General features: G+C 31.9%; 12 protein-coding genes. 1 reads left to right on the forward strand and 11 read right to left on the reverse strand.

Going from position 1 to position 12300, the window contains the following annotated elements:
* Positions 1 to 73: 73 nt before the first annotated feature.
* The 10 genes from wecC to M3P09_RS00355 are packed head-to-tail and all read right to left on the reverse strand — an operon-like array spanning position 74 to position 10896.
* Entirely contained in the window at positions 74 to 1291 is a 1218-nt protein-coding gene (gene wecC / locus M3P09_RS00310) for a UDP-N-acetyl-D-mannosamine dehydrogenase (RefSeq protein ID WP_249971599.1), read from the reverse strand.
* A complete protein-coding gene (gene wecB, locus M3P09_RS00315; RefSeq protein WP_249971600.1) occupies positions 1284 to 2423 on the reverse strand; it encodes a non-hydrolyzing UDP-N-acetylglucosamine 2-epimerase in 1140 nt (379 codons plus the stop codon). Before wecB ends, wecC begins: the two co-directional genes overlap by 8 nt.
* Positions 2420 to 3277 (reverse strand): dTDP-4-dehydrorhamnose reductase, encoded by an 858-nt coding sequence (rfbD, locus tag M3P09_RS00320; RefSeq protein ID WP_249971601.1) that lies wholly within the window; start codon positions 3275 to 3277, stop codon positions 2420 to 2422. The genes wecB and rfbD overlap by 4 nt, the downstream gene beginning before the upstream one ends.
* Positions 3274 to 3819 carry a dTDP-4-dehydrorhamnose 3,5-epimerase gene (gene rfbC, locus M3P09_RS00325; protein ID WP_249971602.1) on the reverse strand — a complete coding sequence of 182 codons (546 nt, stop codon included), beginning with the start codon at positions 3817 to 3819 and terminating at the stop codon, positions 3274 to 3276. Before rfbC ends, rfbD begins: the two co-directional genes overlap by 4 nt.
* On the reverse strand, positions 3816 to 4685 hold the full coding sequence (rfbA, locus tag M3P09_RS00330; RefSeq protein ID WP_249971603.1) for a glucose-1-phosphate thymidylyltransferase RfbA: 870 nt from the start codon (positions 4683 to 4685) through the stop codon (positions 3816 to 3818). Before rfbA ends, rfbC begins: the two co-directional genes overlap by 4 nt.
* Before the next feature lie 3 nt (positions 4686 to 4688).
* Positions 4689 to 5732, reverse strand: coding sequence for a dTDP-glucose 4,6-dehydratase (gene rfbB / locus M3P09_RS00335; protein WP_249971604.1), 1044 nt, complete (start codon positions 5730 to 5732; stop codon positions 4689 to 4691).
* The gene (locus M3P09_RS00340; protein ID WP_249971605.1) at positions 5732 to 6805 is read right to left on the reverse strand and encodes a hypothetical protein; all 1074 of its coding nucleotides are present in this window, start codon (positions 6803 to 6805) and stop codon (positions 5732 to 5734) included. Before M3P09_RS00340 ends, rfbB begins: the two co-directional genes overlap by 1 nt.
* 12 nt (positions 6806 to 6817) lie before the next feature.
* Entirely contained in the window at positions 6818 to 8497 is a 1680-nt protein-coding gene (locus M3P09_RS00345; RefSeq protein ID WP_249971606.1) for a DUF6909 family protein, read from the reverse strand.
* A 44-nt stretch (positions 8498 to 8541) separates the two neighbouring features.
* Complete coding sequence (locus tag M3P09_RS00350) at positions 8542 to 10026, reverse strand: GH3 auxin-responsive promoter family protein (protein ID WP_249971607.1); 1485 nt, start codon at positions 10024 to 10026, stop codon at positions 8542 to 8544.
* Complete coding sequence (locus tag M3P09_RS00355; protein ID WP_249971608.1) at positions 10027 to 10896, reverse strand: M23 family metallopeptidase; 870 nt, start codon at positions 10894 to 10896, stop codon at positions 10027 to 10029. It abuts the gene before it with no gap.
* A 115-nt stretch (positions 10897 to 11011) separates the two neighbouring features.
* On the opposite strand from M3P09_RS00355, the gene M3P09_RS00360 reads away from it, so the two are divergent.
* Positions 11012 to 11212: a twin-arginine translocase TatA/TatE family subunit gene (locus tag M3P09_RS00360; protein WP_249971609.1), complete on the forward strand. Its 201-nt coding sequence runs from the start codon at positions 11012 to 11014 to the stop codon at positions 11210 to 11212.
* A 75-nt stretch (positions 11213 to 11287) separates the two neighbouring features.
* On the opposite strand, the gene M3P09_RS00365 is transcribed toward M3P09_RS00360, so the two are convergent.
* Positions 11288 to 12295 carry a DUF4837 family protein gene (locus M3P09_RS00365; protein ID WP_249971610.1) on the reverse strand — a complete coding sequence of 336 codons (1008 nt, stop codon included), beginning with the start codon at positions 12293 to 12295 and terminating at the stop codon, positions 11288 to 11290.
* Positions 12296 to 12300 lie beyond the last annotated feature (5 nt).

The raw sequence follows: 12300 nt of genomic DNA on the forward strand, positions 1-12300 counted from the left end.
CAGCAAATCCAAGCGATACGATGTAATCACCCTTTGAACTATTAGTATTTTTTTATGCTTCAATGATTTATTATTATTTATTTAGAGCACCACAAAAATCTAAAACGATTTTTTCTTTTATGGCCTTGTAGTTTTTAAATTCATCATGAGCTACTAAAAATACTATTATATCTGCCTTGTCGATAGCCTCTTCATAAGATGTAAGTTTAAAAACTTTATGTTCATTTATATTGGGTTCTACAATATAATATTCTTCATCATTAGCATTTTGCAAAACTTTTTGAACGATATATTTGGCAGGTGATTCTCTTAAGTCATCAATATTAGGTTTAAATGCCAATCCCAACAATGCAATTCTTGGTTTTCTACCATGTTGTAATTCAAATTCAAGTTTTGCATTCTTTACTTTTTCAGCACACCAAAATGATTTATAATTATTAATCTCTCTGGCAGTACCAATGATTTTTGATTCCATCGGATAATCCGCTACAATAAAATAGGGGTCAACGGCTATACAATGTCCTCCTACACCACATCCTGGTTGTAAGATATTTACTCTTGGATGTTTGTTTGCTAATTTTATTAATTCCCAAACGTTAATATCGGCTTTATCACAAATCAGGGAAAGTTCATTAGCAAAAGCAATTTGTACATCTCTTGAAGAGTTTTCCACAAGTTTACACATTTCCGCTGTTCTTGCGTTAGTTTTGTGTAAATCCCCCTTAATAAATTGTCTATAAAAATCTACTGCTTTTTCTGTAGATTCATCATTTATTCCTCCTATCACACGATCATTATGCACTAGTTCATACATCACATTTCCTGGAAGAACTCGTTCAGGACAATATGCAATATTTAATTTGTTCTTAAGCTCTGGTCTTTCAGAATAAATTAAATTCATCATCAATTCTGTAGTTCCTATAGGAGATGTTGATTCAATAATATATAAATCATTTTCTTTTAAAAGTGGTATTATTGCTTTGGTAGCTGATTCCACAAAAGAAATATCAGGTTCGTTTTTACCCTTAAATGGTGTTGGCACAACTATTAGATATGAGTCAGCTTCAACTGGTACAGTCGAGGCGTACAAAAATCCATCTTTAACAGCATTTTCTACGGCATTATCCAGTTCTGGTTCAATAATATGAATTTTCCCAGCATTTATCGTTTTTACAATTTCCGGATTAATATCAACCCCATGAACGTATGTTTTGTTTTTTGCAATCAATGCTGCGGTTGGTAATCCTATATACCCAAGACCAACCATTACTACATTAGGTTTATTATCCATAATAATTTTCTGAAATATATTTTACTATTCGCTCACATGCTTTACCATCTCCATATGGATTATGAAGTTTGCTCATATTCTCGTATAAAGCATTATCATTTAGAAGCTTTTTAGCTTCGGCTACTATCGTTTCCTCATCAGTTCCTACTAGAATTACAGTTCCTGCATCTACGGCTTCTGGTCTTTCTGTAGTATCTCGCATAACAAGTACAGGTTTTCCAAGACTAGGTGCCTCTTCTTGAACACCCCCACTATCAGTAATTATCAAAAAACATTTATCCATCAGCCATACAAAAGCGGGGTAGGACAATGGTTTAATTAATTGTATATTATCAATATCACTCAATAATTCGTATACCGGTTTTTGTACATTCGGATTCAAATGTACAGGGTAAATTATTTGAGAGTCCGGATTTTCAATAGCGATCTTCTTTAGTGCTTTACAGATATTAACAAACCCTTTTCCGTGATTTTCTCTTCGATGTCCAGTAACCAAAATAATACGTTTATTTAGATCAACTATTTTATTTAAATCAACTATTTCACTATCACTAAAGGTATTCGATTTTACTTTATTTACACTGAATTCTAATGCATCTATAACCGTATTCCCAGTTATCAAAATTTGATTTTCCTGAACATTTTCATTTAATAAATTTTGTTTAGAAACCTTGGTGGGAGAAAAATGATAGTCTGCAATACTCCCAGTTACTGATCTGTTTATTTCTTCTGGAAAAGGAGATCTTTTATCAAAAGTTCTTAAACCCGCTTCAACATGACAAACTTGAGCGCCAGAATAAAAAGCTGCAATTCCTGAAGCCATTGTTGTAGTTGTATCCCCATGAACAAATACATGTTGAGGTTTAAACTCCTCAAGAACTGGTTTTAAACCTGTAATTATATCTGCAGTAAGGTTATATAAGTTTTGATTAGGCTTCATTAAGTTTAAGTCATAATCAGGTATTATTTCAAAAAATGAAAGCACCTGATCAAGCATTTCTCTATGTTGAGCAGTTATGCAAACTTTTGTTTCAAATCTATTCGAATGTTTCCTAAATTCCTGTACCAAAGGAGCCATTTTAATAGCTTCAGGCCTTGTTCCAAAAACAATTAGATTTTTGATTTTGTTCATTCCGAAATTTTAATTAATACCTTATCCAGACTATCTTTCCAGTTAGGAATTTCTAGTTTTAAGGCTTTCTTTATTTTGGATTTATCTAATAAGCTATAACTTGGTCTTTTAGCAGGAGTAGGGTAATTCTCTGTTGTTGTTTTAGATACTTTTAAATCCAAATTTGATTGTTCAAAAATTGCTTTTGCAAAATCATACCAACTTATAGCTCCCTCATTACTATAATTATACAACCCAAAAGCAGTTGTTTGAGATTCAATAATTTCAGCCAGCAGCAATGCAAGATCTTTGGCATATGTTGGAGAACCGATTTGGTCACTCACAACACTTATTTCATTTCTTTCTTTTCCGAGACGAAGCATTGTTTTTACAAAGTTATGGCCATGCTCTGAATACACCCATGAGGTACGAATAATAAAATACTTGTCTAAAATTTCTTGAATGTATTGTTCTCCTTTTAGTTTTGAAGCTCCATAAACATTAATGGGGTTAGTTTTATCGCCTTCTTGATAAGCGGTGTTCTTTGAACCATCAAATACAAAATCTGTTGAAATATGTATAAATACTGCATTATTAGCATTGCAGGTTTCAGCTAAATATTTTACCGCTTCTGCATTTACTAAAAATGTCTTTTCTTTTTCTGATTCAGCTTTGTCGACAGCAGTATATGCAGCACAGTTTACTAAATAATCAAAGTTTTTTTGGTCAAAAAGAGTTTGAATACTTTTGGGGTCGGTTATATCCAATTCTTTTGACGTTTTAAAAACCCATTCTATATCCTTATGGTTTAAAGCTACATCCTTAAGGCATTGTCCTAGTTGACCATTTGCCCCAGTTACAAGTACAGAAATCATAATTTTAAGCTTCTAAAATTTGGTGATAACTTATCTTTCTCAGAAATAATAATATCTTCTTCATCAAGCCTCCAGTCAATTTTTAAATCTTTGTCATTATATATTATACCTCTTTCAGATTCTTTATTATAAAAATTATCACATTTATAAGAAAAAATGGCGGTATCACTTAAAACAACAAACCCATGAGCAAATCCTCTTGGAACATAAAGCTGTTTTTTATTTTCCTCCGTTAACTCTACTGTAACATGCTCTCCAAATGTTGGTGACTCTTTTCTAAGATCTACTACTACATCTAAAACCTTTCCTTTGACTACTCTTACTAATTTAGCTTGCGCATGTTCACCTTTTTGATAGTGAAGGCCTCTTAAAACTCCTCTTGATGAGAAAGATTCGTTATCCTGAACAAACTTAATATCATTTCCAATAATATCTTTAAATATTTCTTTATTATAACTTTCTAAGAAATACCCTCTTTTATCATTAAAAACTTTAGGTTCAAAAATGAAGCACCCTCTTATTTTGGTTTCTGTTATTTTCATTGCTTTCCTTTCAATAATCCTAGTAAATTCTTTCCGTAACCACTTTTTAACAGGGAATTTGCCAAATCTTCAAATTGCTTATCATCTATATATCTCATTTCAAATGCAGCGGCTTCAATCGAGCCAATCTTTAGCCCTTGTCTCTCTTCTATGACCTCAACAAATTGAGATGCCTGCATTAAAGACTGAAAAGTCCCTGTGTCTAACCACGCTGTTCCTCTATCTAAAATACTAACGCTTAATTTTCCTGCCTCAAGATATTTTCTGTTTACATCTGTGATTTCAAGTTCTCCTCTTAAACTTGGTTCTATATTTTTTGCTATTTCAACAACATCATTATCGTAAAAATAAATCCCTGGAACAGCAAAATTTGATTTAGGTTTCTTTGGTTTTTCTTCTAAAGATATAGCCTGTCCTTTTTCACCAAACTCTACGACGCCATAACGTTCTGGGTCGTGAACTCTATAAGCATATATAATTCCACCGTCTGGGTCATTATTGTTTTGTAAAAGCTTAGATAGACCTGACCCATAAAAAATATTATCACCTAAAATAAGAGCTACTTTATCATCTTTAATAAAATCTGCTCCAATTATAAAAGCTTCAGCTAGACCTTTAGGTTGTTCTTGTATAGCATATTCAAATTTACATCCATATTTTTTACCATCTCCCAATAAATCTTTAAATAAAGAAAGGTCTTTAGGTGTTGAAATAATTAGTATTTCGTTAATCCCTGCATACATTAAAGTAGATAGAGGGTAATAAATCATTGGCTTATCATAAATAGGCATCAACTGCTTACTTATTGTCAATGTTAAAGGGTGAAGTCTTGTTCCAGATCCACCGGCTAGTATAATTCCTTTCATCTGCTAACTGTATTGTTTTTTATAATACGTCTTATATGCACCACTCGTTACATTATTAAGCCAGTTTTCGTTATTTAAATACCAATCTATTGTTTTAGAAAGTCCTTCCTCAAAAGTTACTGACGGCTTCCACCCTAACTCTTTTTTGATTTTTGACGCATCTATAGCATATCTTAAATCATGTCCGGGGCGGTCTTTAACATAAGTTATTAGTTGTTCAGACACCCCTTTTCCATATCCTAATTTATCATCCATTTGCTTACAAAGCAATTTAACTAGGTCTATGTTTTTCCATTCATTAAACCCTCCAATATTGTATGTTTCTCCTAGCTTTCCTTGATGAAAAACCAAATCAATTGCTTTTGCATGATCTTTAACATATAGCCAGTCCCTAGTATAGTTTCCGTCTCCATAAACAGGTAACTCCTTTTTATTTATAATATTATTTATAAATAAAGGAATTAACTTTTCGGGAAATTGATTCTGCCCATAATTGTTAGAGCAATTACTAATTACATAGGGCATTCCATACGTTTCTCCGTAAGCCCTAACAAAGTGATCCGAGCTTGCCTTTGAAGCTGAGTACGGCGAATTTGGATCGTATGAGGTTGTTTCTGTAAACAGCCCTGTTTCCCCAAGTGTCCCGTAAACTTCATCAGTACTAATGTGATAGAATAGTTTATTGCTAAAATCAGCCTTCCATAGGTTTTTAAAAGCATTTAATAAAATCATTGTTCCAATAACATTAGTTTTTACAAATGCTAGCGGATCTTTAATAGATCTATCTACATGTGATTCTGCAGCCAGATGAATCACTTTCTGAAATTTATAGGTATTAAAAAGAGACTCTATAAAACCTTCATCGGTAACGTCGCCTTTGATAAAAGAATAATTTGGCTTCTCTTCAATATCTCTTAAGTTTTCTAGATTCCCAGCATAAGTTAGAGCATCTAAATTGAAAATGTGGTGATTAGGGTAAGAGTTAGTAAACAACCTAACTACATGAGACCCAATAAAACCAGCTCCTCCAGTAATTAAAATATTCATTATATCTTATCTTTAAAACGTTCTAGAAACTTAATAAACTCTAATCCTGACAATATTAAAAAAGTAAGTACTAGTAAAATAAACGCATAATATATTTTTGAACTAATGGATTTACCAAATATTTCTTTTCTGTTATCAATTGATCCACTATCTTGTTTACTGGATGTTATTTCAATAATATGTTCTTTATCATTAATATCTCTTTCAAATTCAACCAATTCTTGTCTCAATTCTAAGTCATTTTTGTAAAGATCGTATTCCCGAGTCTTTTCCTTGTCATTTGCTCCCTCAAAAGTAATACCAATTTCTGAACCTGTTTTATTGTTAATAGTTTTTTCAAGCACTCTTTTATAAGTGTTTTGTAAAGATTCAGATTTTATTAATGCTTCTTTTATATAATCTACTTTATTAGATAGTTCTTTTAGGTCTTTCTCTTGTTCATTTTTAAAATACTCATTTTCTTTAATGTTATCAATAATTCTACTAAAAGCAGGTTTAAAACTATTTCTTTGCTTTGCTTTAATTGTTATTTGCTGGTATTGATGATTATAATCTCTATCATTCTTTAAAAAAGATTCATACTCAACAGTAGTTGCTACAGTTGAATCAAGTGTTTTTAAATAGTTATTATACTCTTTAAGTTTTTGGTTTTCACTAATTATAGATTCTATTTCAAATTCTATAATAGAAGACAACTCATGTTGTTGCATTCCTAAAACATTTTCTAAAGTACTTATGTCTTTTTGAGCAATTAAATCATTATAATAGCTAATTGCATTGTATAAATTCTCACCTGTTGGATAATTTTGTTTAACCGTAATATAAGATTTATATACAGGTTCTGATGTTTTTTCAAGCAATATTCCTAATGCAATTCCAACTACTCCTGCTATAACAAATTTTACAAAGTGTTTCTTTAAGAAAAATACGCACCATACAAATGCTAAAAACAACTTGTTAAAAACGCTACCAATAAACTTAAACAATCTTTCAAACATATTGCCAATAAGCTTGAACAATTGTCCTAAATCGACTTCTTCAGATGGGTTTGATTGTGGCAAATCTTTACTCATAATTTTATTGTATTAATTAAATAGTTGTTCTAATATTTTTCTTGTAATTAAATATGTTGGTTTTACACCAGAAGTTCCTAGTCCGCCTGATGCTAAAGTACTTCCCGTTTCTAAGGGGTTATCACTCGCATAATACGCATAACGTACTTTTACATTTGGATTTATACTGTTTCTAACTTTTGATGCTGCTTGAATAGCCTTCTGATAATGCGCGCCTTCCATCTCTAAACCAATAACACTCCATGTTGAGTTGTAAAAGAATTTTAAAATGTCTTTATTCTGTAGCGACGTGCCTAAAACCGTAATCATTGATCCTTCAAAAACATTTACACCTTGCCCTTCTAAATCTGTTTTTTTTAATTCATTTGTAAAGGGGTAATTGTCTGCTGTTCCTTCAAAAATATGTGCAGTAGGAATCATAATATCGCCTTTACCTCCTTCTAAAATACCTGCTTTACCCATTATAGATATCGATTCTACGTCTAAATGTATCTTATTTTTCTTTACCTTATAGGGTTTCAATAATTCATCAATAGTTTCATAGGCTTGCTCTCCAAAAGCATAATCCATAACTACAATCACTGGTTTTTTTGATTTTAGAAACGTTTCGTTTGCTTTTATGTCAATTTTTGAAGCATCCATTTTATCAGTATCAAAAATCTGAACGTCTATATTAGTGCCTGAAGTGTCTTCTATATAAATCATACCGCGATGCAACGCTTCCTTTGTTACTTTATTTCTGAGGCTTTCACTTTCTTTTTGACTTAAAGACTCATAAACCTCAAAAATATCTTTTTTTGATTTTAAAGCATTTGGTGCAAAAAGCGTATTCATAACACTATGCATATTCGCACTAATAATATGTATAGGTCTTTCTAATAAATTATTTTTATGTAAAACTTCCTTAATTGTATTTGCCCAAATCTCACCATGTATGTGGTGTCCAAGGCGTTCTCTTAGCACAGGGCTAAAAGTAACTGTTCTTTTGTTATTATTTATTTGCTCTTCGATAGCCAACTTACCTAACCAATACACAATGTGTAACAAGCGCTCTGGTTGTTTTGGTGTTGCAAAATTAGAATATACGTCTCTTAATTCATTAAAAGTACGACCTAAAATATTTGCAGTATGCGTAATAGCAATTTCTCGCTCTGGTTGTGTTAGTTTTTTAGTTGATAAAACTGCTTTTTCTAACTTAACCCAATCTCTTGTTGTGTTTCCTTTATCGTCAATAATAACACGATTACTTATTTTATGAGACTCTACAAAAAGAAATGTGAGGTGTGTTAAAATATCGTAGATTTCTGAGCGCCCTCTAGTAATCTCAATATTCATTTGTTCGTCATCAATTCTATAACAATTACGCCTTCTTTTTGGTGGAATTATAGGTTTGAAATGAGAATCCGAATAGCCTTCGTCACTTGTTAAATTAATAAAAGTACATTCTTCAATTCCTATTGGCAATCTGTCAATTACATAAAGTAAACCTTCTAATTCTGCTTTTTCATCTCCTATTGATCCATATATTTCTGGTCTCAATAATAACAATGACTGTCGCAAAGTTTCACCAGACACGCCCATTGGTTTATAAAAACCTCTGTTAAACAAATGGCGCATAGTAATGTACATTCTCTCAATGGCATTCGAACTTTCTTGCGCTCTCGTTCTTTCGTGATGTCTCTTTTTACTCATAAATTTTAATTCTTGCAAAGATAATACTATTTGCCTTAATTAATTTACGAAAAATCTTTAACAATGTTTCTGTCGTTTGATAATCGAGGAATTTTATTTTGACCACCCAGTTTCCCAACAGACTTCATATAGTCTTGAAACCCTCCTTTTTTTACTTTAGTGATTTTTAGTGGTTGCAATACTTTACCTTGTATTAAATCAAAATAATAACTGTTTTGTTTTTGAAGCGATTCATCTATTTTTTTCGCTAAAGCGGAAAGGTTTTCTGGTTCGTTTTCAAATTCCACAAACCACTCATGGTAAGGCAATCCTTCTTTTGGGGTTATTTGGGGTGCTACTGTAAACTCTGAAACACTAATGTTAGTATTTTTTATCGCTTCCTGCATAGCTTGTTCAACTTCTTTACCAATTACATGCTCACCAAAAGCAGATATAAAATGTTTTATTCTACCAGAAACAATAACTCGATAAGGTTTTGTTGATGTAAACTCTACCGTATCACCAATATTATAAGCCCAAAGCCCTGCATTGGTTGAAATTATCATCACATAATTTACACCTACCTCAACAGCTTCAAGGGTTATCCGCTTTGGGTTTTCACTAAAAAAATCATCAGCTTTTATAAACTCATAAAAAATGCCTGAATTTAACTGAAGTAGCATTCCTTTCTCGCTTTGTTTGTCTTGGAAAGCAAAAAAGCCCTCGCTAGCAGGGTACAACTCAATACTATCTACTTTTCTACCTATAAGGTTTTCAAATTTTGCTCTGTAGGGTTCATAATTTACTCCACCAAAAATAAAGAGATTAAAATTTTTGAAAATATCGCCAATCTGTTTTCCTGTTTTCTGCTGAAGTTTTTCAAAATACATTTGAACCCACGATGGAATGCCAGAAATAATCGTCATGTTTTCAGACAGTGTTTCCTCTACAATTGCATCAACTTTTGTTTCCCAATCATCAATACAGTTTGTTTTATAAGAAGGCATCCTGTTTTTTTGAAGATATTTAGGCACATAATGAGCAACAATGCCTGAAAGCCTTCCTAATTGAATACCGTTTTGCTCCTTTAAGACTGGGCTTCCTTGTAAAAAAATCATCTTACCGTCAACAAATTTTGCCTTTCCAGTCTCTTTAATATACATTAAAATAGCATTTCTTGCAGCATCTACATGTGTAGGCATACTTTCTTTTGTGATAGGAATATATTTAGAGCCTGATGTTGTTCCAGATGTTTTGGCAAAATAAATCGGTTTGCCTATCCAAAGTATATTTTCTTCGCCAGCAACTACTCTTTCAACATAAGGTTTTAAGGCTTCATAATCTCTAATTGGTACACGCTTTACAAAATCAGAATGATTGTTTATGCTTATAAAATCATGGTCTCTTCCAAATTCAGTTTCTACGGCTTTACTTATTAAACTTTGAAAAACTTTTTCTTGGGTTTCAATAGGTTTCTTTGCCCATTTTTGAATACTCTTATAAACACGTTTTGCTAAGGATTTAGCTATAGCTGGTTTTAATGATAGCATTTATTTAAAATCTATAAAGTTTGTTGGGTTAATTGGGTAACCATCGTTCCAAAGCTCGAAATGTAAATGTGGTCCTGTTGAAAGCTCTCCAGAGCTTCCTGCTGTAGCAATTACTTCTCCTGCTTTTACCAAGTCGCCTTGAGTTTTTGTTAGAGCTGCATTATGTTTGTAAACTGAAATTAACCCGTAACTGTGCTCTATAATAATGACGTGCCCTGTGCTAGTTGTCCATTCTGCAAAAATTACAATACCATCTGCTGTGGCCTTTATTGGCGCATCTTTAGCAACAACAACATCTACTGCATAATGCTTTTCTTTAAGGTTGTATGGTTCACTTATAGTGCCATTTACTGGAGGGAACAATACAAAATTTGCAGCCGATGTAGCCGATTCAAATAAATTATACTTATCCTCTTTATCTACTTTTTGGCGTAATAATGAATCTTCTAGGTTTGGGTTTAAATCTACTTCACTAATTTCTAGTTTAGCCGCCTCAATTATAGAGTCTTTATTGAAATCTGTAGCGCTAACATCTCCTTGTAAAACTTTTTTAATTGAAGAGTAATATCGCTCGTTCATTGAAATAACTTGTTGTAGCGAGTCGGTTTTATAATTAAGTTCTATAGCCTTCTTTTTTAGTTTAGTAGAAGAATATCCAGGAATATACTCCCTTAGCGGAGTGAAAGCAATCAATGCATAAGTGGCCGTTATTAAAACAATGACAGATATTGATGCTAATACAAAAACATTTAATCGTGTTAATTTAAAAGATAAGCGTTCCTCGAAAGTGTTTTCATTAAGAATAACCAACCGATACTTATCAAGAAGTTTTCGTTTTATTTTTTTAGATTCTTTTTTTTTCTCCTCCATTTAAAAACAAAAATATGTAAAATTATTGCACAACATGATTCTCTTTATGCTAAAGTTATGCTTAAAACGAGATTATTAAACTTTAATTATTAACTTTGCTTTTAAATTTAATATTATGAGTTTATATATGTTACCATTAGCAATTGGCCCAATGCAAATAACATTAATTGTTGTTGCTGTTTTATTATTGTTTGGAGGTAAAAAAATACCAGAGTTAATGCGTGGTCTTGGTAGTGGCATTAAGGAATTTAAGGATGCTACTAAAGATGAAGACAAATTAAATGACGACAAGCAAAAAAACGCTAAAAAAGAATAGAGATATATTTTTTTAAATAAAAACCAGCACAATGTGCTGGTTTTTTTGTTTTCATTTATAGCTAAAAAATTGTGTTTAGTTTATTTTAATAGATTTAATAATAGCTTCGAGCTCGAACATATAGGCTCTTTTCTCTACTGAAGGTGCAAAAACAAAACCTTCAGCAATAATCCATCTATTATTAATTTTATCTTCAATAGCATAATTTACGAAAGGTCCTGCCATAAATGTTCCTCCTTTTAAATCCCAAAGCCCTTTTGTTTCAAGAGCAGGTTTATTATCTAAAATGGTTTCTGAATTAAATGGTGTATAGGCATCTTCTGTTGCCATGTATGATCCTTCTACAGCACCTTCAACAAACCTTTTCCCTATAGAGTCTCTAATTTTAATGATTTGGCTTACCAAAGTTGAGTCTCTATTTATGGTCTTTAATGGTACTTGATATAATAGTACATTTAAGTCTCCCGAAACATTTGAGCTTGCCTTGAAATCTTTTTTTACCCAAAAAAACTTATCTTCTTTTGTTGCTGTTGTTTTTGCTATTCTATATGCTGTTGGAAAGTTAATGTTTAGTCCTAAGCTCTCTTGAATGTCTTTAGCATTATAAAGCGATTTATTTATAAGTCTTTGTTTTTCTGTTAATTCGGTGTTATTAAATTCATTAGTTATTTTTTTTGCATTTTCTTTAAGCAATTCAATAACATCGCTCTTTGTTTTTCCTGAAACTACAATAACTTTTTGCGGTTGTGCATATACATTTTTTGCAATCTTAAATGCCGACTCTTTGCCTAATTCAATTTTTAAAATGGTTCTGTTCTTTGTTACAAACCCAGAAAAAACTGAAGAAGGTATTTGGTTTATTTTAAACATTGGCTCGTCTTGCGGCAAACCATAAATAGGTGTTGAAAGTACATTTCTAATTGTCTCTCCAATACTCCCATTCCATAGGTCATTACTTACCACAACCGATATGTTGTTGACTATTCCTGATGAATCAAAAAGTATTCTTTGGTTTGACGATTTTTTGTCTCCGCAAGCTGTTAGCAGTATTAGCACTAATGTTGTTAAAAGAAAATTACGCATAATTA

This window comes from Jejuia spongiicola, assembly GCF_023502325.1.
Lineage (GTDB): Bacteria > Bacteroidota > Bacteroidia > Flavobacteriales > Flavobacteriaceae > Wocania_A > Wocania_A spongiicola.